This window comes from Shinella sumterensis (assembly GCF_004514425.2).
Classification (GTDB): domain Bacteria; phylum Pseudomonadota; class Alphaproteobacteria; order Rhizobiales; family Rhizobiaceae; genus Shinella; species Shinella sumterensis.
Genome location: NZ_MYFN02000020.1, coordinates 13,147 through 38,956, shown reverse-complemented (window position 1 = coordinate 38,956; position 25,810 = coordinate 13,147). Strand labels below are relative to the sequence as shown.

25 protein-coding genes and 1 pseudogene are annotated in these 25,810 nt (G+C 61.5%); 21 read left to right on the top strand and 5 right to left on the bottom strand.

Going from position 1 to position 25,810, the window contains the following annotated elements; all coding sequences use genetic code 11:
• Positions 1–157 precede the first annotated feature (157 nt).
• On the bottom strand, positions 158–1,213 hold the full coding sequence (locus tag B5M41_RS24435) for an isopenicillin N synthase family dioxygenase (RefSeq protein WP_167719384.1): 1,056 nt from the start codon (positions 1,211–1,213) through the stop codon (positions 158–160).
• On the bottom strand, positions 1,210–2,169 hold the full coding sequence (locus B5M41_RS24430) for a LysR family transcriptional regulator (protein ID WP_134651595.1): 960 nt from the start codon (positions 2,167–2,169) through the stop codon (positions 1,210–1,212). Before B5M41_RS24430 ends, B5M41_RS24435 begins: the two co-directional genes overlap by 4 nt.
• A 223-nt stretch (positions 2,170–2,392) precedes the next feature.
• Between B5M41_RS24430 and B5M41_RS24425 the strand changes: the two genes are divergently transcribed.
• From B5M41_RS24425 to B5M41_RS24405, 5 genes are all read left to right on the top strand, one after another.
• Complete coding sequence (locus B5M41_RS24425; protein WP_167719381.1) at positions 2,393–3,499, top strand: BMP family ABC transporter substrate-binding protein; 1,107 nt, start codon at positions 2,393–2,395, stop codon at positions 3,497–3,499.
• Positions 3,496–5,049, top strand: coding sequence for an ABC transporter ATP-binding protein (locus tag B5M41_RS24420; protein ID WP_134651592.1), 1,554 nt, complete (start codon positions 3,496–3,498; stop codon positions 5,047–5,049). Before B5M41_RS24425 ends, B5M41_RS24420 begins: the two co-directional genes overlap by 4 nt.
• A complete protein-coding gene (locus B5M41_RS24415; RefSeq protein ID WP_134651590.1) occupies positions 5,042–6,097 on the top strand; it encodes an ABC transporter permease in 1,056 nt (351 codons plus the stop codon). Before B5M41_RS24420 ends, B5M41_RS24415 begins: the two co-directional genes overlap by 8 nt.
• Before the next feature lie 13 nt (positions 6,098–6,110).
• Entirely contained in the window at positions 6,111–7,034 is a 924-nt protein-coding gene (locus B5M41_RS24410; protein ID WP_134651588.1) for an ABC transporter permease, read from the top strand.
• 80 nt (positions 7,035–7,114) lie between these two features.
• Positions 7,115–8,146, top strand: coding sequence for a zinc-dependent alcohol dehydrogenase (locus B5M41_RS24405; protein ID WP_134651586.1), 1,032 nt, complete (start codon positions 7,115–7,117; stop codon positions 8,144–8,146).
• Positions 8,147–8,196: 50 nt separating this feature from the next.
• On the opposite strand, the gene B5M41_RS24400 is transcribed toward B5M41_RS24405, so the two are convergent.
• Both B5M41_RS24400 and B5M41_RS24395 read right to left on the bottom strand, forming a co-directional pair.
• Positions 8,197–8,685, bottom strand: a complete 489-nt coding sequence (locus B5M41_RS24400) for a hypothetical protein (RefSeq protein ID WP_134651584.1) — start codon at positions 8,683–8,685, stop codon at positions 8,197–8,199.
• A gap of 274 nt (positions 8,686–8,959) precedes the next feature.
• Positions 8,960–10,183: an ROK family transcriptional regulator gene (locus B5M41_RS24395; protein WP_209020897.1), complete on the bottom strand. Its 1,224-nt coding sequence runs from the start codon at positions 10,181–10,183 to the stop codon at positions 8,960–8,962.
• Between the two features lie 283 nt (positions 10,184–10,466).
• Between B5M41_RS24395 and B5M41_RS24390 the strand changes: the two genes are divergently transcribed.
• The 10 genes from B5M41_RS24390 (at position 10,467) to B5M41_RS24345 (ending at position 20,026) form a co-directional block, all read left to right on the top strand.
• A complete protein-coding gene (locus tag B5M41_RS24390; protein ID WP_134651582.1) occupies positions 10,467–11,210 on the top strand; it encodes an ATP-binding cassette domain-containing protein in 744 nt (247 codons plus the stop codon).
• Positions 11,211–11,247: 37 nt separating this feature from the next.
• Positions 11,248–12,228, top strand: coding sequence for an ABC transporter permease (locus B5M41_RS24385; RefSeq protein WP_134651619.1), 981 nt, complete (start codon positions 11,248–11,250; stop codon positions 12,226–12,228).
• A gap of 90 nt (positions 12,229–12,318) precedes the next feature.
• Complete coding sequence (locus tag B5M41_RS24380; RefSeq protein ID WP_134651580.1) at positions 12,319–13,335, top strand: sugar-binding protein; 1,017 nt, start codon at positions 12,319–12,321, stop codon at positions 13,333–13,335.
• Between the two features lie 64 nt (positions 13,336–13,399).
• Positions 13,400–14,524, top strand: a complete 1,125-nt coding sequence (locus B5M41_RS24375; protein WP_230640334.1) for a Gfo/Idh/MocA family protein — start codon at positions 13,400–13,402, stop codon at positions 14,522–14,524.
• A gap of 165 nt (positions 14,525–14,689) precedes the next feature.
• Positions 14,690–15,565, top strand: coding sequence for an NAD(P)-dependent oxidoreductase (locus B5M41_RS24370; RefSeq protein WP_209020896.1), 876 nt, complete (start codon positions 14,690–14,692; stop codon positions 15,563–15,565).
• 50 nt (positions 15,566–15,615) lie between these two features.
• Positions 15,616–16,689, top strand: coding sequence for a Gfo/Idh/MocA family protein (locus B5M41_RS24365; protein WP_134651576.1), 1,074 nt, complete (start codon positions 15,616–15,618; stop codon positions 16,687–16,689).
• On the top strand, positions 16,689–17,528 hold the full coding sequence (locus tag B5M41_RS24360) for a sugar phosphate isomerase/epimerase family protein (protein ID WP_134651574.1): 840 nt from the start codon (positions 16,689–16,691) through the stop codon (positions 17,526–17,528). Before B5M41_RS24365 ends, B5M41_RS24360 begins: the two co-directional genes overlap by 1 nt.
• Complete coding sequence (locus B5M41_RS24355; protein ID WP_134651572.1) at positions 17,525–18,328, top strand: alpha/beta fold hydrolase; 804 nt, start codon at positions 17,525–17,527, stop codon at positions 18,326–18,328. The genes B5M41_RS24360 and B5M41_RS24355 overlap by 4 nt, the downstream gene beginning before the upstream one ends.
• 49 nt (positions 18,329–18,377) lie before the next feature.
• Entirely contained in the window at positions 18,378–19,046 is a 669-nt protein-coding gene (locus tag B5M41_RS24350) for a ribulose-phosphate 3-epimerase (protein ID WP_230640333.1), read from the top strand.
• Positions 19,043–20,026, top strand: coding sequence for an ROK family protein (locus B5M41_RS24345; protein ID WP_134651568.1), 984 nt, complete (start codon positions 19,043–19,045; stop codon positions 20,024–20,026). Before B5M41_RS24350 ends, B5M41_RS24345 begins: the two co-directional genes overlap by 4 nt.
• A gap of 210 nt (positions 20,027–20,236) precedes the next feature.
• Here the strand turns inward: B5M41_RS24345 and B5M41_RS24340 are convergent.
• Positions 20,237–20,533, bottom strand: a pseudogene (locus B5M41_RS24340) (dihydrodipicolinate synthase family protein); the annotation flags it as partial.
• A gap of 166 nt (positions 20,534–20,699) precedes the next feature.
• Here B5M41_RS24340 and B5M41_RS24335 point away from each other — a divergent pair.
• From B5M41_RS24335 to B5M41_RS24310, 6 genes are all read left to right on the top strand, one after another.
• Complete coding sequence (locus B5M41_RS24335) at positions 20,700–21,620, top strand: LysR substrate-binding domain-containing protein (RefSeq protein WP_160872789.1); 921 nt, start codon at positions 20,700–20,702, stop codon at positions 21,618–21,620.
• 196 nt (positions 21,621–21,816) lie between these two features.
• On the top strand, positions 21,817–22,581 hold the full coding sequence (locus B5M41_RS24330; protein WP_134651564.1) for an ABC transporter ATP-binding protein: 765 nt from the start codon (positions 21,817–21,819) through the stop codon (positions 22,579–22,581).
• Between the two features lie 23 nt (positions 22,582–22,604).
• Positions 22,605–23,402, top strand: a complete 798-nt coding sequence (locus B5M41_RS24325) for a transporter substrate-binding domain-containing protein (RefSeq protein ID WP_202402416.1) — start codon at positions 22,605–22,607, stop codon at positions 23,400–23,402.
• Positions 23,403–23,406: 4 nt separating this feature from the next.
• Complete coding sequence (locus tag B5M41_RS24320; RefSeq protein ID WP_134651562.1) at positions 23,407–24,096, top strand: ABC transporter permease; 690 nt, start codon at positions 23,407–23,409, stop codon at positions 24,094–24,096.
• The gene (locus tag B5M41_RS24315) at positions 24,093–24,785 is read left to right on the top strand and encodes an ABC transporter permease (protein WP_134651560.1); all 693 of its coding nucleotides are present in this window, start codon (positions 24,093–24,095) and stop codon (positions 24,783–24,785) included. The genes B5M41_RS24320 and B5M41_RS24315 overlap by 4 nt, the downstream gene beginning before the upstream one ends.
• 55 nt (positions 24,786–24,840) lie before the next feature.
• Positions 24,841–25,803, top strand: coding sequence for an arginase family protein (locus tag B5M41_RS24310; RefSeq protein WP_134651558.1), 963 nt, complete (start codon positions 24,841–24,843; stop codon positions 25,801–25,803).
• The last annotated feature ends 7 nt before the right edge of the window (positions 25,804–25,810 follow it).

The window sequence follows — 25,810 nt, the reverse complement described above, 5'->3', positions numbered from 1 at the left end:
CGACTGCACATTTTGAAGTCAAGAAAACAAGGTGGCTTCTAAATAGGCATATCCTCATTCCATTTACGGGCGTGCGCGGTCATGCGCGGGCTGTCGTGGCCAGAGCAAGCTGGCGCGACCCCTGTCCATTTTGGAAAGGTGGTCGCGCCCGATAAGATCAAACGGTGGCGTCCTGCTTCTGCGCCTCGGCATAATGGGCGAACGTCGCGGCGAACCGGCCATTGACATAATCGCCTGATGTCACCGGCTCGTATTTTGCCGGGTGATCCTCATCGACGCAGCTCGGCAACGCCTCCAGCACCGTGTCGTAATTGGGGCCGAAGAAGAATGGGATGGAATAGCGTTCCTTGCCGGAGCGGTTGATCGCCCGGTGCACCGTCGAGGCGAACAGATCGTTGGTCCAGCGCGCCATCTGGTCGCCGATATTGACGACAAAGCAGCCCGGGATCGGATCGGCAGCAATCCATTCGCCCGAAGCGTTCAGGACCTGGAGAGCCGAAATGCCTTCCTTCTGGGCGAGAATGGTGAAGCACTCATAGTCCGAATGCGCACCGATGCCGATCTGGCGATCGTCGATCTCGCCGAACTGCGGCGGATAGTGCAGGACGCGCAGGGTCGCAAGCGGCTTGTCCACCATGGCGTCGAAATAGGTTTCCTCGAGCCCGAGCGACAGCGCGAAGGCGTGCAGCAGGTGGCCGCTGAGCTTCAGCATCTCGACGTGATAAGCTTCGAGCGCGGCGCGGAATTCCGGCTGATCCGCAGGCCACTGGTTCGGGCCGTAGAGGACTTTTCCGGCCAGCACGTCGGGGTCGTCCGCCGGGACGTCGAGCGCGATATCGAAGGACTGGTGCAGGTCGCCGCGCGCGGTGGGGTCGGTATTCTCCTCCAGCATTGCCGCATAGCCGCGATTGTTCCTGGACTTCGAGACGTGGTTTTGCATCTTCACGTCATCGGGCAGGGCGAAATAATCCTCGGCCACATCAAACGTCTTCTGGATGACCTCCTGCGGAACGTGGTGGTTCTTGATGTACAGGAAGCCGACTTCCGTGCAGGCCTTGCGCAACTCTTCCGCCAGCTTTTCCTTGGCGGTCGCGTCGCCGCTGAACATCGGCTCGAGGTCGATGATCGGGATCTTGTCGAAGCTGACGCGCTGCGGGTCCAGCCCGCCATTCTTCATGACGCGAACGCCGTTTCCGGTCTCCACTGCTTTCATGGTTCTGTTCCCTCTTTCTGTTGGCTTGGATCGTGGATCGCTTCCACGTAGTAGCGCGGCCCGACAAAGATGAAGCCGGGCGAGAAGTAGCGGCGGCAGACATCCATGAATGCCGCCATCTTGCGTGAGCGGGCGTGAGGCCGGGTGACGCGTATGCTCACGCGCCGTTCCGCCGACGTCCAATCGGGCAGGAGCGGGACAAGATGGCCACGCTCGCACTCAATGTCGGTAAAGAAGTGCGGAAGGTAGCCGATGCCTTCTCCCGCCACGGCGAAATACTTGATCGTCCAGAAATCGTTGGCGATCAGGCTGGAGCGCGGCAGGATGCTTTCCTGCGCGCTGCCCTTCTGCAGCCGCCAGTGCTGAAGGCCGCGAGGCGTGCGGTAAAGGATACCCAGGTGCTCGGCCAGATCGGCGGGCGATGCCGGCATGCCCATGCGATCGATATAGCTCTGGCTGGCGAAAAGAGCGAAAGTCGCGGTGGAGAGCGTTTCGCCGTCTGCCTCCCCATCGTCCCAGGATATCACCGCATCCAGCATGTCGAGGCTTTCGGCGGCATAGAGGACATGGGGCGAGAAGAATGTCAGCTCGATATCGACATTCGGATAGAGCCTGCGGAACACGATCAGCATCTGCGCATAGAAGGCCGTGCCGAACTCACCCGTTGCGCCGATCCGCAAAGTCCCGGCGACATCGTCCGACGGTTCGGTGACGGCGGCTCTCGCCGTGTCGCAGCTTTGCAGGATCTGACGGGCGTGCACGAGCAGGGTCTGGCCCTCTTCCGTCAAAAGCAGGTTACGTCCCGAACGTTCGAAAAGCGCAACGTTCAAATCCGCTTCAAGCTGCTTGATCCGCAGGCTGAGCGTCGACTTCGGCAGGCCGTAAAGCTTCGCTGCGGCCGACAGCGAGCGCAGTTCCGCAATCTTGACGAAGGAAGCCAATGCCTCGGTGTTCACGTCTGATCGTCCATAATTCTGAACAAAATGCCAAAAAATTGGGCATGATTATTTTTATTGCATGAACGACCGTAATGGGATTTTATGCACTGCACAAGAGCCAAGACTGCTTTTGAAAATCCGGAATAAACGTCAGCGACGACGTTGCTCGAACGGGCCTCCGCCCGCCGGGAAACGTATGTCCAAAAACGAACCGACGTCGGCAAAAACAAGGGGAACCGACATGACAGACACCAAATTTCCGAAGGCCCGGGCGGCCTGTCTCGCTGCCGCGATGTCGCTTCTGGCCTCGTCCACGGCCTGGGGCTTTACGCTCGAAGGTCCGCCGAAGGTCGCCTTCATATATGGCAGTGCAGCATTGGACGGCGGTTGGAACGAGGCACTCGAAGCCGGCCGCAAGGCTGTCGAAGAACAGCTCCAGATCGAAGTCGCCGTCACCGAGAACATCCCGGAAGAAGCGACCAAGCTTCGCGCGGCGATCGACCTCTATGTGAAGCGCGGTTTCAACATCATCGTCGGCACGACCTACGGCTACAGCGCTCCGATGGCCGAAGCCGCGAAGGCCTATCCGAACGTCGCGTTCCTGAGCGCGTCGGGCACCGAAAACGGCCCGAACATGGAAAGCTTCTACGCCCGCACCTATCAGGGCTGGTATCTCGCCGGCATCGCCGCCGCCCAGGCCACCAAGACCAAGAAGATCGGCATCCTCGCCGGCTTCCCGGTCGGCGTGGTCAATTGGGACATCAACAGTTTCGCTCTCGGCGCCCGCTCGGTCGATCCCGACATCGAGACCATCGCCGTGTTCACGAACTCCTGGTGGGATCCGGTGAAGGAAGGCCAGGTGGCCCAGGCGATTCTCGACCAGAAGGCCGACGTGCTGGCGACCAACCTCTCCGCGACCTCTCCGCTCGACGTCGCGGAAAAGGCGGGCACGCCTTCGTTCGGCTTCCAACTCGACATGTCGCACGCCGCGCCGAAGACCATCCAGACCTCGGTCGTCTTCCGCTGGGAGAAATATCTCGTGCCGACGATCAAGGAAATCATCGACGGCAGCTGGAAGCCCGAGGAATACGGCGCCTTCGAGGGCATGGACAAGGGCGTGATCGATCTCGCGCCGTTCGGCCCCGGCGTCTCGGACGAAACCAAGGCGAAGATCGAGGCTGCCAAGCAGCAGATCATTGCCGGCACGCTCGATCCGTTCCAAGGCCCGATCAACAAGCAGGATGGCTCCGTGCTTGTCGAAGCCGGGAGCAAGCTGGACGACGGTGCCTTGTGGTCGATGGATTACTTCGTCGAGGGCATCACCGGCACGATGCCGGCGAAGCAATGATCGACACGCTGCATCAATCGGGTGGCCGGGGAACCCTGTTCCCCGGCACACCGCCGGCGCTTGACCTCAGGGGCATAGACAAGGCCTTCGACGGCAAGCCGGCGCTGGTCGATGCGTCCTTCAGCCTCGAATGGGGGGAAGTGCATGCGATCGTCGGCGAGAACGGTGCGGGCAAATCGACATTGATGAATGTCGCCGCCGGCGTCTATGCGGCCGACGGCGGAGAACAGACGATTGATGGGAAAGCCAGGAGCCCGCGCAGCCCGATGGAGGCCACGGCGGCAGGCCTCGGCATGGTGCACCAGCATTTCCGGCTCGTGCAGAGTTTCACCGTTTCCGAAAACATTCTCCTGAGCCTTGGCCGCGACAGCAGGATTCGCACGCCGGCACAGGCCGCGGCGGCCATCGCCGCAAAGGCCGCTGAAGTCGGCCTGCCCGTGGACCCTGCCAGGGTCGTTGCGGACCTCTCGACAGCCGAGCGTCAACGCGTCGAGATTGTACGCGTCCTGCTGCTGGGCGCCCGCATCCTCATTCTCGATGAACCGACCGCGGTGCTGAGCGAGGAGGAGGCAAAGATGCTGCTCTCCTTCGTCCGGCGTCTGGCACGGCAGGGCCACGCCGTGGTGCTGATCACGCACAAGTTCCGCGAGGTCGCCGGCTTCTGCGACCGCATCACCATCATGCGGCACGGCAAGACGGTGATGGCCGGGGCGCCGGTTGCCGATATCGACGAGGGCGAGGTCGCGCGGCTGATGGTCGGCGAGGCGCTGGCCGTGAGCGAACGCCCTCTGTCAAGTCCGGGTGCCGTCAATCTCAGTGTATCGGGCCTGACGCAGAAACCCGACCGGTTCGGACAGGGCTTGAACGCGCTCAATTTCGAACTGCACGCCGGCGAAGTGCTCGGCATCGCAGGCGTCGGCGGCAATGGGCAGGAAGAACTGGTGGCCTGCCTGACCGGACTGTCGAGACAGGATCAAGGCTCCATCCGTCTCGGTGGTCGTGATCTTTCGCGTGCGTCGCCCTATGATCGGCGAAAGGCCGGTCTGCGCATCATCCCGTCCGACCGTTTCGAGACCGGCCTCGTTCGCGAGCTGTCCATTGCCGAAAATCTCGCCCTGACGCAGGTTGCGAAGGGTAATTTCGGCGGGACTTTTTTTCTGAACCGCAAGGGTATGCGGCATGCTGCCACCGCAGCGATCCAGAGCTTTGATATCAGGGGCGCCTCGCCGGAGCGCGCTGCAGCGCTGCTGTCGGGCGGCAACGCGCAGAAGGTTCTGCTGGCGCGCGAACTCGACGCCGGGATGAAGGTGCTGGTCGCACACTCCCCTTCGCGGGGCCTCGACATGAAGGCCACGCTCTTCGTCCGCAATGCCATCAAGCAGGCCGTCGAAGGCGGCGCGGCCTGTCTTCTCATCAGCGAGGATCTCAACGAGGTCCTGTCGCTGTCCCATCGTGTCGCCGTCATGAACAGGGGATCCATCGCCGGCTGTCGTGCGATCGGCGATGTTACCCCCGAATGGATTGGAGCGCTGCTCGCCGGCCATGTTTGATGCTGCGTTTCTCGTTCGCCGGCAAGCGCCGGGCCTGCTGCTCTCCGGTGCGTGCTACGCGGGCGGGCTGTTCGTCGGCCTTGCCGTTTCCGCATTCCTTCTCGTGCAGGCCGGCGTGCCGGCCGGTGCGCTTGTCGACGAGTTTCTTGTCGCCACCTTTCTGACGTCGGATGGTCTTTCCCAAACGCTAACCGCGGCCTTGCCGCTCGTCCTCGTCGGCCTGGCCTCGGCGGTCGCCATGCGGGTGCGGTTCTGGAACATCGGCATCGAGGGCCAACTCTGGCTCGGCGCGGTCGCCGCCACCTGGGTGGCGCTGGGCGGGATCGGCCCGGAGCCGCTGCGGCTGCCGCTGATGCTGGTCCTAGGTGCCGTCGTTGGTGCCGCCTGGATCGCGCTGCCCCTCTGGCTCAAGCTGAAGTGGGGTGTCAACGAAGTCATCTCGACGCTGCTGCTGGGAAGCATCGCCTTTCTTCTCGTGCAGCACCTGCTGTTCGGCGTCTGGCGCGATCCGGCGACGAATTTCCCCGTAACGGCGGCTTTTCCCGAGGCGTCCCGCTTTGCCGCCACGGGTTGGGGCCAACTGCATTACGGTTTCCTGCTTGTCGGCGCAGTCACGGCGGCGCTCTGGTATCTGCTCGACTATACGAGGGTCGGCTTCTACGCCGATGCCGTCGGCCACAATATCAAGACCGCGAGGGCGGCGGGATTGCCGGTTGGAGCAACGATCACCGGATTGGTGCTGCTTTCCGGCGCGCTTTCAGGCCTTGCCGGCGTGACCATCATCGCCGGCACGGAACACCGGCTGAGCCAGGTGGTCGGCAACGGCTACCTGTTCAGCGCCATCGTCGTCGCCTATCTCGCCCGCGCCAAGCCGGTCTGGGTGCTCGTCGTGGCGCTGGCACTCGGCGCGGTCTTCACCGCCGGCAACGTTCTGAAGGTATTCTACTCCATCTCCGAAGGCATGATCGTGCTCGTGCAGGGAACCGTGCTCATCTCGATCCTGATGGCACAGTTCTTCAGTACCTACGCGCTCAGCCGGCCGAGCTGAAGAAAGGGTCGTCATGGATTTCCTGATCGGCTGGCTTGCCATCATTCCAAGCTACGCGACGCCGCTCCTGCTTGCGAGCCTGGGCCTCATCATCTGCGAGCGTGCCGGTGTCCTGAACCTCGGCGCCGAAGGCTTGATGGCCGTCGGGGCGATGACCGGGGCGATCATCGTGCTGTCGGGCGGCAATCCGTGGGCGGCGCTCGGCGGCGGTGCCGTAGCAGCAGCGGCGCTCGCCTTGCTTTTCGGCCTCGCCACCGTCGTCAAGCGCGCTGACCACACGCTTTCAGGCCTTGCCATCGTGGCGATCGGTCTCGGGATGACCGGTGTTCTGGGGCGACCCTACGTGCAAAAGACTTTTCCGGGAATTGAGACCCTGGGCGATCTCTTCGGCATCGATCGCGGCACGGTGTTTGGCCGGATCGTGGCCGTTCAGGATCCGGTGACGATCGCCTTGCCGCTGGTCGTGTTCGCTCTGTGGTGGTGGCTGCAGAAAACCCGCAGCGGCCTCCGGCTGACGGCGGTCGGCGAAAACCCTGCCGCCGCCGATGTGGCCGGCATCGACATACAGCTCACACAGCTTGCCGCCGTCCTGGCTTCCGGTGTGCTGTGCGGTCTGGCCGGCGCCTATCTTTCCGTCGCAACCAGCCATGTGTGGGTGGAAGGCATGGTCGCAGCCCGCGGCTGGGTCGCCATCGCTCTCGTCATTTTCGCCCGCTGGAATCCCGCGCGCGCCCTTCTGGGAGCGCTTCTCTTCGGGGCCGCCGATGCCCTGGTGCCCCGCCTCCAGGCGATCGGTGCGGACTTTCCGGTCTACCTGACGATGACCGCGCCGTATATTCTGACGCTGGGCGTGCTGGTCCTGAGCTCGCTTCGCGGAAAGACATCGGGCGAGCCAGGTTTCCTCGGGCGCGTCTACTTGCGGCAGGACAAACATTGACTGGCGCACCGATAGCGCGGACTCTAAAGGAATGCGTTTGGCTCATGGTTGCAGGACCGTGACCGCTATCGGAGGAAAAGATGGATCAACCCCAATCGATGACCGCCCTGTTGATGACCGGAGCCGACGAGTTGCAAATCCGGCAACTGCCGATACCTAAGGCGGGTCCCCATGAAATCGTCATTCGAACAGCGTTTCTCGGCATCTGCGGAACGGATGTCCACCTTCATCATGGCAAGAGCTTCTATATCGACAACGGCTTTCTGAAGCATCCTTTCATCTTCGGCCACGAATATACGGGGACGGTCGTTTCCAGGGGTGCTGGTGCGGAAAGAGTCGGTGTCGGTAGCCGCGTCGTGGGTCACTGCATGGTGCCGTGCAACAGCTGCGACAATTGCCAGCGCGGTCGCCGCAATCTATGTCGCAGTCTCAGGGAGGTTGGACTACGCTTCATTCCTGGCGCCGCAGCCGAATATGTGGTGGTTCCTGAAACTGCGGTCTCGATCGTGCCCGACAATGTCTCCCTTGAGGCGGCAACGCTCGTGGAGCCGGCTGTCACGGCCTATCACGCCTGCGAGCGGACCCGTGTCGGAAAGGCCGATCGCGTTGCGGTGATCGGCACAGGCACGCTCGGTATGCTCAGCCTCATGATCGCGAAATTGACGGCGCGCTCGGTCGACGTGATCGGTGTTGCGCAATCGGAAATGGACTACGCGCTGGAACTGGGTGCCACGCGGGTCCTTCGGCCGGAGGAGGCCGCCCGCGACGCCTATGATGTCGTGATCGAGGCGTCGGGCGTGCGATCTTCCATGCAGCTCGCCATAGATCTTTGCGACCTGGGAGGACGCATCGCGCTTGTCGGTATCCCGGGATCCGCCTCTCCGGAGGTCAGTCAGGGAGCACTGGTTCTCAAGGACATCAGCGTTCATGGAATCCTGCACGGCATCGACTACTACGGCTTGACGCTGGACCTGCTTGCGACCGGAAAGCTCGATACGAGAAAACTGGTCGCGCGCATAGGCGGTGTGGAAGAGGCGGGCAGCATGTTCGCCGACATGAGCAAGCCAGATCGGAGCAGGCCCAAATATCTGATCCGGTTTAGGGGCGAATGACACTTCGTAGCCGAAGTCTGCGAACCGAAATGAAGTCCAGTGCAGCGATTTCAGCGCTGGATTTCCGACACTTTTCCAGCTTTCTCGTCGTACAGGTAACTCTTCGTGCCTGAGCCTGCTTCGATGTCGTCCATCGTCACGACCGGGCCTTTGGCACTTTCCTCGAAGGAAGCCTGTTCGGCGCAAGTGCCGAATTCCTCGCTGGCGCGCAGCCCGGATTCGTCATAACTCACCCAGGCAAAGAGGATAGGGCAGGCATTGCCGCCCGTATAAAGTTCGAGCAGCGCACTGTTGCCATGAATTTTGAGCAGGCGCGGCATATAGGCGCTTTCGAGCAGCACCTCGTGACTGCCGCCTGCATGGACGAACAATCCCGTGCCCTCGACCGTGTTCATGGTGATGTCAAGTGCGCCTTGGGGCAGGTTCACGACCAGCGTGCCATCCTGATCGACATTGGGCTGGTTGCTGACCAGAACTTCGGCAGCCGCGGGGAGGGCAGCCAGGAGCGAGACGGCAAGGATATTGGCAAGAAGGCGCATGATTCTTTCCATGTTGATGAGGAGGCGGACACTATAAATCATCGACGTAAAAATCCACAATCGCCATGGCCTTTTCAGGGCAATATCAGCGCACACTGGCAATCAAAACTCCGGCGGAAGCCACTCCCTTTTATGGTGAAAATCCCGTGCGTACTCCAGTCTCCTCGCTGTCATTATTGTACGCTTCAGCCCAGTGAGGACAGGTCACGAAGACGGTCGTCGCGCCCTCTCCCTCGGACGGACAAAGGTCCGTAGAATATGATAATCGTGTCGTCTACAACCATCGTCTCCGTGGGGATTGGCCGGGAGCATACGGGCCGTAGCCAGAGCTATCAAAGCAGCGTTGATGGGCGATTGCGGCGACGCCTATGGCGCATTCGTATGGTTCAAGGCTGAAAAGGCGGATCTCGGGTGCTGGCAGTCCTGGCACGATGCCACGGGCCACATCCTGGCGGATGTCCTCGATAATGAGGGAAAGGACGGGACCCAGCGCGCCGCCGAGGAAGATCGTGGACGGATTGAAGATGTTGGCGAGGCTGACGACACCCAATTTGAGCCAGTCCGTAAGATCTGCCACTGAGGCAATGGCGGCCGGATCGCCGGAACTGAAACGCTCTGCGACCTCGGAAGATAGAATCTCGAATTGCGCCTCTTCGAGATCGTCTGTTCCCCAGTAGGATCGGGCAAGTGCATCCAGCCCGACACGGCTTTCAAAGCAGCCACGATGCCCACAGCTGCAAACTGCACCATCGCGGGCGATCCGCATGTGGCCGAGTTCCCCTGTGGCACCGCTCGCGCCGCGCAAGAGCCGGCCATTCATGACCGCAGCCCCGCCACAGCCCCGGCCCATAACAAGAAAGACGGAACAGCCGGTCTGGAGTTCCGGCATGGTATAGACCGAGCCGAACGCTGCTGCGCCTGCATCGTTTTCCACGAAGCAGGGCCGGTCTACGGCGGCCTGCAATGGTGTCAGGAGATCGACCCCTTTCCAGCCCAGGATCGGCAGGTTGATGACGAAACCTTCAAGATTGACCACACCCGGTACAGTAACGCCGACGCTGTGCACGCGGCCGGCGTAACGGACGTCGTGCTCCAGCATCGCAATATGTGCAGCGATCGCATCGACGACTTCCTCGGGGGTAATCGTGCGACTGACATGTACATCCGACGTGGCAACGCTGTTTGCAGTCAGATCAATGAGTGCATAGCGCAGAATGCCGATGCCGATCTCGACACCGAGAAAGAAGACAGCATTCGGATTCAAAGCGAGTGCCACACCGGGCCGGCCGGCGTCACGCGCAGTTCTCCCCCTTTTTGCTCCAGGTTGAACCTCGCGTACCAGCCCGCGCATCGTTAGCCCGTTGACGAGGCGCGTCACAGAGGCCGGTGTCACTTTTAGATGGCGGGCGATATCGGCCCTGCTAGCCGACCCGAAGAGCCGCAGGAAACGAAGGATCTGCCGCTCGTTGACTTCCTTGGCAAGGGTCTGATCCGCCATGTCGAGATCCGCCACCTTTCATTTGCGATCCGCGTTTCGTATCCGGCATAGCCGGATTTATATCTTTTGTAAAAAAATGTCATTCCGTTTCGTGAGAGATTTGCCGCTCAAACTATGGAATTCAGAAAAAATGCTGAGATGATGATGGCTTAAAGGAACCATGTCAGGCCTACTGACGTAATTTTCGTGGTTTTGGCAAAAAACATTCTTCATTGACAAAGAGAGATACGTTCTATTTCTTACTTTAAGAAAGATATCTATCCAAGCTCAGGGAGGAGGTTGGATGAGCAAGCTTGCCAGTCTCGAAAACATAGTCATGGAATTTGGCGCCATCCGCGCACTCGACGGCGTGTCCATCGACATCAACCGTGGCGAAGTGCTCGGCTTGATGGGTGACAACGGTGCGGGCAAGTCGACACTCGTGAAGACCATTGCCGGCAATTTCCAGCCGACCTCTGGCCGCTATGTCTTCGAGGATCAGGATGTCCGTTTCTCGGGCCCAGCCGATGCCCGCCGACACGGTATCGAAGTGGTTTATCAAGACCTGGCGCTTTGCAACAACCTCACGGCTGCAGCCAATGTCTTCCTCGGCCGAGAGCCGATGCGGCAGGTCGGGCCATTCCGGGTGCTCGACAAGAAGCTGATGAACACGCGCTCGGCCGAAATCTTCAGGGAGCTGAAATCCGAGACACGGCCGGCCGATCTGGTTGACCGCATGTCCGGCGGCCAGAGGCAGGCGGTGGCGATCGCCCGCACGCGGCTTTCCAACTCCAAGCTGGTACTGATGGACGAACCGACGGCAGCCATCAGCGTCCGGCAGGTGGCCGAGGTTCTGGCGCTGATCCGGCGAATGAAGGAGCAGGGCCTCTCGGTCATCCTTATCAGCCACCGCATGCCAGATGTTTTCGATGTCTGCGATCGTGTCGTGGTTATGAGGCGCGGCAGCAAGGTCGCTGACAAGCCGATAAATCAATCCAGCCCGGAAGAGGTCACCGGCCTCATCACCGGCGCCATCAAGACCGCCTGAGACGGGAGGAACCATGTCCCAGCAAGACGTCTCCGACATGAATGTCGACCTCCTGAAGCGCCATGACCGATCGCTTCTGCGCCGGCTGATGCTCACACAGGAAATGTGGATCGCGATCGCAATCGTCGTCCTTGGCCTTGCCGTCTCAATGATCTCCGGCAAGTTCGCCACATCAGGCAATCTCATGAACGTGCTGCAGAATGCCTGCTTTATCGGCCTGATGGCGCTCGGCATGACGCCGGTGCTGATCAGTGGCGGGATCGACATTTCCGTCGGCTCGATTCTCGGGTTGAGCGGCGTCACCTTGGGCGTACTGCTGAATGCCGGCGCACCGCTACCACTCGGCATTGCCGGCACGCTTGCCGTCGGCCTCGTTTTCGGTGGTCTCAACGGCGCTGTCATCACGCTCGCCAAGTTGCCACCCTTTATCGTGACGTTGGCGACCTTGTCGATCGGGCGCAGCCTTGCGCTCGTGGTCAGTGACAACCAGGTGTTCTACGAATTCGGCACGGCGACGGAATCGATCCTCGCGCTCGGTGGCGGCTATACGCTTGGCGTTCCCAATGTCGTTTATGCGCTGGTGGCCTTCATCATCGTGCTGCATTGCCTGCTGACCATGACGCGCTGGGGCCGATACATCTTCGCGATCGGTGGCAACGAGAGCGCTGCGCGTCTCGCTGGCATCTCCGTCGATGCCATCAAGATCTCGGCCTATGCCTTCAGTGGCCTGATGGCCGCCATCAGCGCGATCTTCCTCGTCGGCTGGCTGGGTGCGGTCACGAACGCCATCGGCACGGGCTACGAATTGCAGACTATCGCCTCGACGGTCATCGGCGGTGCGTCCCTGACGGGCGGTTTCGGCACAGCGCTTGGCGCAGCGATCGGCTCGATCCTGATCGAGGTGATCCGCAATGCGCTTCTCATCGCCGGCGTCAATCCGTTCTGGCAGGGCACGTTCGTCGGCGGTTTCATCCTCGCTGCCGTCCTTCTCGAACGCATTCGGTCACTGCGTCGCTGACGCCGCGTCCACCAAAGTCAGGGAGCGGGGGAGGAGTGCCGCCGCGCCGTGAAATGAATGTCTTTAACAGCGAACCAAGGAGGAGATACCATGTCGCTGTCAAGAAGCCTGAAATTTACCCTGTCATCCGCGGCAATTGCGCTTTGCGCCTTTGGCGCGACGGCCAATGCTGCAGACCGGGAATTCGCGCTGGTCTTCAAGGTGCTCAACAACGCCTTCAGCCCACCGATCGATGCCGGCTGCAAGGATGCTGCCAAAAAGCTCGGTGATGTCACCTGCACCTATATTGGCCCGACCGAGTATGACGAAGCCAAGCAGGTGCAGCTTGCACAGGACATGATCACGCGCGGCGTCGACGGGCTCGGCATTTCCGCCGGCAACCCAAAGGCCATGGCGCGCATTCTCAAGATGGCGAACGACAAGGGTATCCCGGTCGTCACCTTCGACACCGACGTGCTGCCCGAAGATGCAGGGCTGCGCGCCACCTATATCGGCACGGACAACTACTCCTTCGGTGTGGAACTCGCCAAGAAGGTCCTGGAGAACAAAAAGGAAGGCGGTACGGTCTGCATTCAGTCCGGTGCGCCGGCCTCTGAAAACCTGAAGGCCCGCGTCCAGGGTATTCGCGACACCCTCGCCGGTGCTTCGAAGGACCAGCCGGTCGCCACGCTCACGGGCCAGAACGGCTGGACGGAGCCGGCCGGCTGCCCGGTTTACAACAACGACGACATCGCGCTTGCGGCCCAGCAGGTTCGTGACGTCATGACCAACCATCCGGATCTCTCCGCCTTCGTCGCCGTTGGTGGTTGGGCGCAGTATGCTCCGCAGGCCTACAAGCAAGCAATGGAACCGCTGAAGGAACGCCTCGACAAAAAGGACCTCGTCGTGGTCTTCGGTGACAACTTCGGCCCGCAGCTTCCGCTGCTCGCTGAGGGCCTGAGCCACTACAATATTGGCCAGCGCCCCTATGACATGGGCTACGAGACGATCATGGCTCTCGACAAGCTCACCAAAGGCGAGAAGCTTGAACCGTTCATCCAGACGGGCACGGAGACCTGCACGCCGGCCGACGCACTGACGACCTGCGGCAAGGTCGCCGCCAAATAAAATCGCCTCCAGAGGGACGGACCGGCGAAACTGTCGGCCCGTCTCACTCCAGACAGGACAGGACATGGGAACGCTGAAACTGGGTATGGTCGGCGGCGGGATTGGTGCGTTCTTCGGCGCCGCCCATCGTGCCGCCGCAGCGATGACGGGACGCTTTTCGCTGGTCGCGGGCGCCTTCTCGAGCGATCCGGTTCGCGCGCGCGAAAGCGGACATGCTCTCGGTCTGGCACCGGAACGCTGCTATGGCGACTTCGAGACGATGGCGAAGCGTGAGGCAGGCGACGACGGTATCGACCTCGTCGCCGTGGTGACGCCGAACCACCTGCACGCGCCCGCCTGCCACGCCTTCCTCGGCGCCGGTATCAACATCCTCTGCGACAAGCCGTTGACCGCCACGTTGGATGACGCGCTCGCACTCCAGACGGCGGCGGCGGGCAGTTCATCTCTATTCGGTGTCGCCTATACCAATGCCGGCTTCGACATGGTGCGCGAAGCGCGCTCGATGGTGGCGGCGGGCGAAATCGGGAGGGTGCGCCTGGTTCGTGTCATCTTTCCGCAGGAATGGCTGGCGACCGCCGCCGAGACGACCGGCAACAAGCAAGCCGAATGGCGTACCGATCCGGCAAGAAGCGGTGCCGGTAGCCTTGGCGATATCGGCACCCACGCCTTCCACCTTGCGGAATTTGTCACGGGCCTTCCTGCCATCGCTCTCTCAGCGGAAGTCGATACCTTCGTTCCCGGCCGCCGCGTCGATGACAACGTCACGGCTAAGCTGCGTTTTGCCGGCGGCGCCAAGGGAATGCTCTGGGCAAGTCAGGTGGCGATCGGCGAGACAAACGGGCTCAGGATCGATGTGCATGGCGACAAGGGTTCACTCGGCTGGACGGTCGAGGCGGCGAACCGGCTGACCTTCGCGCCACTTGGCGGCCGGCGCATGGTGATCGACCGTGCCTCGCACGGTACGGCTTTCAAGGGGACGATGCCGCCTGGTCATCCCCAGGGCTTCATCGAGGCGCTCGCGCGGCTCTATCTCGACATGGCCGACCAGATCGACGCACACCGCAGCGGCCGCGCCCCGGCGGCGGATGCCTTGCTGCTGCCGGGCATTCACGATGGCGTGCGCGGCTTGCGTTTCGTCGATGCCGCGCTTCGCTCGGGTGCCGAAGATGGCCGCTGGACAGATATCTGAAGGGAAATGTTCATGACTACACCGTTCCGTACCTTCATCATGGCGCATCCGCGCCTCGTGGAAGATGTCTTCACAGAGGTCCATCTGGCGCGTCTGCGTGCGCTTGGCGACCTCGTCATCCACGAAGGTGACGTCCTGACGGATGAGGATTTCGAACGACACGTCGTGCCGGCCGATATCGCGATGGGCATTTTCGACATGCCGGCCGAGCGGTTGGCGCGTTGTCGAAATCTCAAGGCCTTCGTTAACAGCGAGGGAAACTTCCTGCCTAATATCGACTACCGTCATTGCTTCGAGCACGGCATTCGCGTGTTGTCGGCAAGCCATGTCTTTGCCGAACCGGTCGCAGAAATCGGGCTGGCCATGGCAATCGACCTCGGCCGCGGCATTACCGAGGCTGACCGGTTGATGCGCGAGGGCAAAGAAGAATACGGATTTGCGGCCAACCGCACAGCACAGCCGTTGATGCGTGCCCGGGTCGGGCTGATCGGCTTCGGCGATCTTGCCCGCGCCCTGCTGCCCCTGTTGAAGCCGTTCACCTCTGCGATCGAGGTGTACGATCCATGGGTGCCGGCCCTTCTGATCGAGCAGGCCGGATGCCGGCCAGTGACATTGGATTCTATCCTCACCCATAGCGATTTCATCTTTGTGCTCGCGGGCGTGACCTCCGAGAACACCGGTTTCCTTGACAAGCGTGCATTCGATTCGATGAAAAAGGGAGCATGCCTGCTGCTTTTGAGCCGTGCAGCGGTGGTCAACTTTTCCGACATGCTGGATGCGGCCGCATCCGGCCGCATCCGTGTTGGGACCGACGTCTTCCCCGTCGAACCAGTCGCTCCCGATGACCCGGTGCGCCGGACGCCGAACATCATTCTTTCGCCCCATCAGGCCGGCGCCATGGAAGCGACGCTCAACGCCATGGGCGCGTCGATCACCGCCGATATCGAGCTGATCGCCCGCGGTCTTCCGCCCGCCATCTGCAAGGTGGCGCAGCCGGAGACCGCCACGCGCTTCCGCAGCATGCCTGTATCGAAGAGCTGAAGAACACGGGGCGGTCTTGAAAGCACGTCCACCACGGAAAGGACAATGGGATGAATGAGGGAAAGCCGCTGCTGAAGGTTGGCATTCTCGGTTGCGGGCCGATCTCACAGGCCGGTCATTTCGAAAGTGCCGTGAAAGCGCGCAATGCAGAGCTTTACGCCATTTGCGACGTTGCCGACGATCTGCGCGCCCGCATGGCTGCGACCCATGCGCCAAAGAAGGCATTCTCCGATTACGATGTCATGCTGGCCGATCCGGATGTCGATGCGGTCATCATCGCGACGGCGGATGCCTTCCACGTCGCGGCCGCGGCCCGCGCGCTGGAAGCCGGCAAGCATGTGCTTTGCGAAAAGCCGCTCGGCATGACCGTCGAGGAGGTGGAGGGCCTGCGGCCCGTCGTCGAGAAAAGCGGGAAGGTCTTCCAGGTCGGCCATATGAAGCGCTATGACGCCGGCCTTCAGAGCGCCAAGCACTTCATCGATACGGACATGGGCGAGATGCTCGCGTTGAAGGCTTGGTATTGCGATTCCACCCACCGCTACGCGGTGACCGACGCGGTCCAGCCCTACATGATCCGTAGCGCCGATGCGAAGAAGCCATCGCGAAATCCAAAGGCCGATCTCGAGCAGTATTTCATGCTCGCCCATGGCAGCCACCTGCTGGATACCGCCCGCTATTTTGCCGGTCCCATCCGCGCCGTCGATGCGCGGCTGCGCCAGCGGTTCGGTGCATATTCCTGGTTCATCGACGTCGAGTTCGAAAACGGCGTCATGGGCCATCTCGATCTGACGGTCGCTGTGCGGATGGATTGGCACGAAGGCTTCCAGATCTACGGTGAATACGGCAGCATTCTCGGCAAGACCTATAATCCATGGCTGTTCAAGAGCAGCGAGGTGGACATCTTCAGCGAGAAGACAGGCGCGACCAGCCGCGTGCTGGGAGCGGACGGCCATTTTTACCGGCGCCAGCTGGAGGGCTTTGCGGATACCGTTCTCCAGGGCGGACCGCTGACCGGCGCCGGGATAGAGGATGGTATCGCATCGGTGCGCGGCATGGCCGCGGTGATGCAGTCCGTTCGCGAAAAAACGCCGGTGAAGCTCGCCGACGCGCATGGGAGCGTCTAATGCGTGTCGGTATCTTCGCCAAGACCTTTGCAGGCACGACGCCGGACGTCGTGCTCGCGGCCGCGCGCAACGCTGGCTACGCGTCGGTGCAGTACAATTTCGCCTGCTCCGGCCTCGGTGCCTTGCCGCAGACAATCCCGATCGCTGCCGTCACGGCGATCCGTGAAGCCTCGGAACGAACCGGCGTCGCCATCGCTGCGTTCTCCGCCACCTACAACATGATTCATCCGGATAGCGCCGTGCGAGAGGCCGGCCGTCGCAGTTTCGCCGCGATCGCCGCAGCGGCACGTCCGGCGGGTGCGACCCTTCTCACGGTGTGCACGGGAAGCCGGGATGCGGCCGACCAATGGCGCGACCATCCAGACAATCAGGGGGCCGAGGCCTGGCGGGACATGATCGCCGAGTTCGGCCGTCTGCTCGCCATTGCGGAACGGCACGACATCTTCATCGGCGTTGAGCCGGAGCTCGCCAATGTCATCAACTCCGCCGCGAAGGCGCGGCGGCTGATCGACGTGATGGCGAGCGAGCGTATCCGCGTCGTGCTGGACCCGGCCAATCTCTTCGAGAGCGAGGATGCCGAGGCACGCGGCCGCATCATCGATGAGGCCATCGACCTGCTGAAAGATCGGATCGCTATCGCGCATGCCAAGGATCGAAACGCCAACGGCTCCTTCGCTACCGCGGGCATGGGCGTCATCGACTATCCACGCTACGTCGCCTCGCTGCGGAAAGCGGGGTTCGATGGCGACGTGATCACCCATGGACTTTCCGCGGTGGATGCGCCGGGCGTCGCCGCCTTCCTTGGTCCGCTCGTCGCGTCGGAAGGGCCCGACACATGAAGCATTCGCGCCATCCCGTCGAAGGGGCGAGCCTCGCGGTCTACGAGGAAGGCGAAGGCATGCCCTTCGTTTTCCAGCACGGCCTTTGCGGGGACCAGGCTCAGCCGGGTCAGGTCTTTCCGGCTGATGTCGGCTTCAGGCGCATTACCGTAGAGTGCCGCGGCCACGGCGTTTCGGAGGTGGGTCCCAAGGCGGCCTTGTCGATCGCCACCTTCGCCGCCGACATTGCCGATTATCTTGCGAGACAGGGCTCGGGACCGGCCGTCGTGGGCGGGATCTCCATGGGAGCGGCGATTGCGCTGCGGCTTGCCGTGCGCCAACCCGAACGGGTTCGGGCACTGGTTATTGCCCGACCCGCCTGGATATGTGACGCCAAGCCCGCAAACATGGTGCCAAACCGCATCGTCGGCGAACTTCTGGACCACTATCCGATACAAGAGGCGCGCCGGCGATTCGAGGCCTTGCCCTTGGTGAAGGAATTCGAACGAGACGCGCCGGACAATCTCGCCTCGATCCGCGGCTTCTTCAATCGCGAACCGGTCGACGTTACAGCAGCGCTGCTCCGGGCAATCTCGACGGATGGCCCTGACGTAACCGAGGCAGAGGTCTCTGCCATAACGGTGCCGACGCTCGTGATCGGCCACGGGCGCGATCTCGTTCACCCGATCGGTCATGCCCGGGCGGTTGCCGGGATGATCCCTGCCGCGCGGCTGGTGGAGATCACGCCGAAGGCCGATGACGCCGATGCGTATCGCGCCGATTTCCGCGCTGTCTTATCGTCCTTTCTTAGGGAGCTCTGAGATGCGGCCTGCGCCCGATTGGCTCGAAAGCCTGCCTAAGGACCGGCTGATGGCCGAGATGTCGCTCTGGTCGGCCGGCCTCGCCGGGCTCGGTGCGGAGATCGCCCGGACCGAGCCTTTCGCCGACTTCTATCATATCGACGTCGCAGACGGCCACTTTGCGCCGGCATTGCTGTTCTTTCCGGATCTCGTCGCCGTCTGTCGCCGAAGCACGGCAAAGCCTTTGCATGTTCACTTGATGGCATCTGATGTGATCCTCGAGGCGCAGATCCGTCAATTCGCCGATGCTGGCGCGGACGCAATCAGCATCCACGTCGAAAACCAAAATCTGGAGGTTTGTCTCGATCTCATCGACAGCCTCGGACTCGTCGCCGGCATCGTGCTGCAAGTGCAGACACCCGTCGCGGCCGCAGGCGCGTTTTTAGATCGCATCGGACTGCTGACGCTGCTCGGCACGCGGATCGGCGTCAAGGGGCAGGCGCTGGACGCCCAGGCCGCAGACAGGCTTCGCGAGGCGAGGGCACTTATCGCGAAACGGACGACGCCAGGCCCCATCGTTCTCTGCGCCGATGGCGGCATCCGCGAGAATACAGTGCCTGATCTCGCCAAGGCAGGTGCCAGGACCGTCGTCATGGGGTCGCTCGCCTTCGGGTCGGAGAACCTCGCAGAACGCATGGCGTGGATCCATGCGCAACCGGTGGAGCGAGGTCTTGCATGAACGACGATTTCACCATCGGCCTCGACCTTGGCGGCACGCAGGTTCGCGCGGCGCTGGTGCGCGCGGGAAAAGTCTTGGCGCGCACGGCAGCGCGCACCGATGTGAGTGGACCGGAGGAAGTAATGCGGCAGTTCCGCGCGCTTGTTGCGGAGGTGTCGCATGCGGCAGGCAGCGCTCCAATCCGCGCGATCGGTATGTGTGCCCCCGGGCCGCTCGACACCGTGAGCGGGGTTATCGACCACATTCCAACCCTCCCCGGCTGGGAACAGTTTCCTCTGCGCGACCGTCTGTCGGCGATATTCGGGATACCTGCGATCGTCGAGAATGACGGCATCGCCGCGGCCTTCGGCGAATGGCAATACGGGGCCGCGCGCGGGCTGGACCATACGGTCTACGTCACGGTCAGCACCGGCATCGGTGGCGGTGTCGTTGTCGATGGTCGCCTGATGCATGGTGCGCGGGGAATGGCCGGCCATGTGGGGCATTTCACGCTTGCTGCGGAGGGGCCGACCTGCTCCTGCGGGCGTGTCGGTTGCTTCGAAGCGGTTGCCGCCGGTACGGCGTTCGGTAAGCGGGTCCGCGCGGCAGCGAACAAAAACCCGACCTCCTTTTTAGGCAGGATGGCCGAGAAAGGGATAGTCGAGGGGCGCCATGCGGTCGAGGGCGCGCGGGCGGGCGACGCTGCTTGCCTTGCCCTCATTGCTGAGGAGGCCGATTGGCTTGGCTCCGGCTTCGCCAGCTTATTGCATCTCTACAGCCCGCAGATGCTCGTTATGGGCGGTGGTGTGTCTGTCGCATTTGATTTGCTTGAACCCGGTATCCGTGCGCGCATCCGCCGTGATGCCATGGTGCCCTTTCGGGAAGTGCCCGTCGTAAAGGCAAAACTTGGCGACGACGCCGGCTTGGTCGGTGTGGCCGAGCTGGCTGTTCTCCAGCAACGCACAGCGGGCAGCTTTCATGGCCGGACATCGAAAACGTAGCACGATGCTCTGGCATTCAGCCGGGTGAGTCGGCGTCGCCAGAGCTCCGTTTGAACGTCAAGCCGGAGTCGCTTTTTTGCCGCCGCGACGCATTTTCTAGAGTGGTCAACAGGCCGGTGGCTTCATCGACATCCGGTACCATTTCGCAGACTAGGTGGACACAAAACCCTCGCCAGTTTGACGGCGGACGAGGGTTTTGTGCGGATAAAATCAAGCGGCCTTCTTTTTGCGGGCCGCGAGAGCGGAGATTGCATGCTTTATGGTCGAGACAACGAAATCACGCTCGGCGCCGACAAGCGGCAACCGGGGAGCACGGGTCCATTCCGGAGCGCCGTAGACGAGGCTCTCGGCAAGCTTGATGTACTGGACAAGCTTGACATGCGTATCAAGATGGAAGGACGGCGTGAGAATCCTGTAAAGCGCGCGCGCTTCAGCGTAACGATCTTCAGCGCAGAGGTTGAAGAGCTCGACACATTCGACGGGCCAGACATTCGTCATGCCGGAAACGCCCCATCGATTTTTTGGGCTTGCCCGAAACAACTTGCAAGCGGAAACTGAGACACTGTAACACACGATGCCGGACTGCCAAACGGCGGGCCGCAGTTGTCACGTGGTCTCCAGCAAGCCCAAACGGCCTGACTAAAATGGAAGATCGCTTGTCTGAGGAGCCTTGTTGAACAGTTTGCGCAACCTTCCGCTTCCTACGTTGAAAACGTTCGAGGCGGCCGCCCGCCACCAGAGCTTTACGAAAGCCGCTGCCGAACTCGCTCTTACGGATAGCGCTGTCAGCCACCAGATTCGCAGGCTGGAAGAAGCGCTGGGTTGCAGCTTGTTCGAAAAGTCCGGACGGAGCGTCGTGCTCAGCGATGCCGGACGGATTTTTGCCAAGGTGGTCTCGGCCGCAATGCAAGATATCATTGGGGCAGCTCTTCGACTATCGGATGCCGGTCAGGTTCAGGGGCGGCTCGATATCGCGTGTCCCCCCATGTTCGCCAACACTTGGCTTGCCAAGAATATTCACGAGTTTTGTCGCGACCACCCAGCAATCGAATGCCACATACGGCTGGTTGAAAACCAGAGGGTGCATGAGTTGAGCGATATAGACGTCGGCGTCTCCTTCGGCGCGGGGGGATGGGCCGATCGCTGGTCGACGCTTCTTGCGCATGTCAACATCACGCCGGTTTGCAGCCCTGTCCTCTTTGACAGCATCGGTGGGAGCCTCAGCCATCCTTCGGATCTTCACCGCGTTACCCTGCTGCACTGGGACGATGGATCGGAATGGCGGCGGTGGTTCTTCGAGGCGGGGGCTCCGGGCGCCGACCAGGAGGCGCGCCATCTCTATTGCAGCGATCTCGGCATGGCGATCGATCTCGCCGTTCATGGAACCGGCGTGGCGCTTGTCAGCGACACTTTGTCGGGCGGTGATTTCAGGCGCGGTATTCTTATCAAGCCTTTCCCGTTTTCGATCGATGCCTTTGGTGGTTGGCACGTCGTGTGTAACACGGCGAGCATGCATCGTGCCGGGGCACGCCTTTTTCTTCGCTGGCTCTTGACCGCTTTTGGCCGCGATATCGCGCTTGAGACGCTTCCATAGCGGGGCACATCTCAAACCAATGAAAGAATTTCACATTTTCTGTTGGCGTGTCGCGGAACAAGCCGAGATATATACGTGATAGATGATGCCTTGTCATCTTTGGCGTGAGGATTCATCAATTGTGCAAAATTGCGTCAAGCGCGTAAATAGCCAAATAATTATGCAGACGCGCAAAGCCTAGAGTGGAAAGATGCCGATGTTGACCGCCACGGACATTCACAAGTCGTATAGCGGCCATGAGGTGCTGAAGGGTGTTTCACTCAGCGCCAATGCCGGCGACGTCATCAGCGTGATCGGCGCGAGCGGTTCCGGTAAGAGCACCTTCCTTCGCTGCATCAATTTTCTGGAGCGTCCTAGCGCGGGTACCATCGCAATCGATGGGGAGGTGCTCGCCACCGTGAGGGAGCGCGATGGTACGTTGCGGCCGACGGATCGCCACCAATTGCGGCGGGTCCGCTCGAAGCTCGCTATGGTCTTCCAGAACTTCTGCCTGTGGTCTCATATGAGCGTACTCTCCAACGTCATGGAAGCGCCGATGAGCGTGCTCGGTCTTTCGAAGGCGCAAGCAGCCGAGCGTGCGAAGGCAAATCTTGCGAAGGTCGGTCTCGGCCAAGCCGTTTTCGACAAGTATCCGGCGCATCTGTCTGGCGGCCAACAGCAGCGCGTCGCGATCGCCCGTGCACTTAGCATGAATCCGGACGTTATGCTGTTTGACGAGCCGACGTCAGCGCTCGATCCCGAACTTGTCAGCGAAGTGCTCAAGGTCATGCAGGTTCTCGCGGAGGAGGGGCGCACGATGGTCGTCGTGACCCACGAAATGGGCTTTGCGCGCCACGCGTCAAGCCGCGTGCTCTTTCTCCATGAGGGTCGTGTCGAGGAGGAAGGGACGCCGGACGCAATTTTCAAGGATGCGAAGAGCGCGCGACTGCAGCAATTCCTTGCCGGGCGCCTCAAGCACTAGCCTTCGCACTCACCCTCTCAATCTTGGCCAACAACAACAACTCCAGAGGAGCTACCATGCGACTGCCAGCCATCTCCCTATTCGCAACCCTGATTGCCACGGGCACGATGCTGAACCCGGCCCATGCCGATCAGATCAAGATCGCCACCGACGCGACGTTTCCACCATTTGAATCCGTCGATGCCGGCGGCAAAGTCGTAGGCTACGACGTCGAGCTGATGGAGGCGATCTGCGAAGCCGCAAAGCTCGATTGCAACATTTTCAATGCCGCTTGGGACGGCATGATCCCCGGTCTCATCGACGGCAAATATGACGCGTTGATCTCACAGTTGACCGTAACGGACAAGCGCCGCCAGGTCATTGCCTTCAGTGACATCTATAGTCATCCGACCTTCCGCTTCGTCGCCAAAAAGGGTGCGGGCCTGGACATCACACCGGAGGGCCTCGCGGGTAAGATTATCGCGGTGCAGACCGGCACTCCGATGGACGCCTATGTCACGGCCCACTTCCCCCAGGCGACCATCAAGCGCTATGACAGCGGCAGTGCGCCCTATCTCGAACTCTCAGCGGGCCGCGCGGATCTGCACATCAGCTATCAAGCACAGATCATTCACAGCTTCCTGAAAAGCGATTCCGGCAAGGATTTCGAGCTCGTTGGCCCACAGCTGACCGGCAAGGACGCCAAGGAGTTCGGTGAGGGGGTCGCGATCGCGATCAACAAGAAGAATGTTGCACTCGTTGAAGAGATCAACAAGGGTCTAGCGGCCGTCCGTGAAAGCGGCAAGCTCGACGCGCTCAACGCCAAGTATTTCGGCGAATAAGCGCATGGTCGCCGACTACGCCGCGGCAATTCTGTCAGCAGGGTCCACGACCCTGCTGGTTGCCGTCCTGTCGCTGCTGGTGGCGACCTTTCTCGGCCTCACGGCCGCCTTTGCAAAACTCTCGGCAAGTTCCGGCCTTCGCGCGGTTGCCGGCATCTATACGTTTGTCGTGCGCGGAATCCCGGATCTCGTCATCATGCTGCTGGTCTTCTATAGCCTGCCGGCGCTTTTGAACCAGTGGATAGAGATGCTTGGCTGGGATTTCCGCGTCGAGTTCTCTCCGACCGCGGCGGGGATCGCGACGCTCGGTGTCATCTTTGGCGCCTACATGACGGAGACGTTCAAGACGGCGTTGCAAAACATTCCGCGCGGGCAAATCGAAGCGGCAATCGCCTATGGACTGACACGCCGCCGCATGTTCACCCATATCATTCTGCCGCAGCTCGTCCGGCTCGCCCTCCCAGGCTTCACAAACAATTGGCTGGTTCTGGCGAAAAGCACGGCACTGGTCTCACTGATCGGCCTGCAGGACGTCATGTTCCGCGCAAAGGGGGCCGCGGAAGCCACCGCCATGCCGTTCACCTTCTACCTTATCGCCGCTGGCTTCTATCTCGCCGTGACACTTGTCTCCATGTTGCTGCTCTTCCTCGTCGCGCGCCGCTTCGACGTCGGCACCCGAAAGGTCTTGTCATGAACTGGGATGTGATAGCAGAAAACCTGCCGCTCTATCTCGAAGGCGCCAAGCTGACGCTCATCCTTGCCTTCGCGTCGCTCGGCATCTCCTTCTTCCTCGCTATTCCACTCGCCTTCTTGCGAAACAGCGAGAACGCGGCCTTTCGCTACACCGTTATGGCCTATACCCTTGTATTTCGCGGGACGCCGCTTCTCGTCCAGCTGTTCCTGATCTACTTTGGCCTCGCCCAGTTCGGTCTGGTGCGCGAAAGTGTGCTCTGGCCATGGCTTTCCAGCCCGATGGTCTGCGTCATCGCGGCATTCGTGCTCAATACGACAGCCTATTCCACCGAAATCTTCGCAGGCGGTCTGCGCCATATCCCGGTGGGCGAGATCGAGGCAGCGAGGGCCTATGGCATGTCCGGCCTCGTACAAGCCCGCCGCATCCTCATTCCCGCCATGCTGACCCGTTCGCTGCCGCTCTACGGCAACGAGATGATCATGATGCTGCATGCCACCTCGCTCGCAAGTACGGTCACTCTCCTTGAAGTCACGGGTGTGGCGCGCAACATCACGCTGAACTACTACATTCAGTTCGAGCCTTATGTGACGGCCGCCGCAATCTATCTGGTGCTGACCTTCGCACTTGTGTCTGCCTTCCAGCTCGTGCAGCGGCGGTGGGCCGGTTATCTCGAAAGCCGCATTGGCTGACCCTTCACCCATCCGAAAGTGAGAGACCCGGTTCGGCCGGGCAGAGGAGACGTTCATGGACAATAAGGCAGATCTCGGCGCGCTGTTTGGCGCTGCGGCTGAAACGAAGACATTCCTGGGGCTGGAAGCCTGCGCCGATTTTGAGACGATGACCGCGCCGGTCGCCATCCTCGGCGCGCCCTGCGCGACGCCCTATGCCGCCGTCGGCGCCTATTGCCGCAACGGGCCGGACGCCCTGCGCCAGGCGACCGGTTCGTTGACCGCCAATGTGGATCGGCACGATTTCGATCACGGCGGCACCGTCTTCCCAAGCGCCAAGCTACGGCCGGTCGATTGCGGCAATCTCACCTTCGATGAGGCGGACAGCGCGGCAAACCGGCAGAAGATCGCCGACGCGGTTTCGACCTTCCTGAAACGCGGGGCGGTGCCGGTGCTTCTCGGCGGCGACGATTCCATACCTATCCCGATGATTGAGGCAATCGGTGCGCAGGCGAACGGCGCGAAATTCACCATCCTGCAGATCGATGCACATATCGACTGGCGTGAGGTCCATATGGGTGAGCGGCTCGGCCTTTCCTCGACGATGCGCCGCGCGTCCGAAATGCCGCATATCGAGCGCATCATTCAGGTCGGCGCTCGTGGCATCGGCTCGGCCGCGACCAGTGATTACGAGGACGCGGTGGCATGGGGTGCCGAGTTTTTCCCGGCCTATGACGTGCACAAGAACGGCGTCGAAGCGGTGCTCGAGCGTATTCCCAACGGCAGCAACATCATTATCTGCATCGATGCGGATGCGCTCGACCCGGCCCTTATCCCGGGCGTGATCGGCCGTGCGCCGGGTGGCCTCAGCTATTATCAGGCCGTCGATCTCATTAAGGGCGCGGCGGCGCGGGGCCGGATCGCGGCAATGGATTTCGTCGAGTTCATGCCCGAGCGTGACGTCGATGGCATCGGTGCGTTGACCTTCGCACGGCTGATCACGACGGCTCTGGGCGTCCTTGTGCGCCAGGCCGACTGAGTTCAAA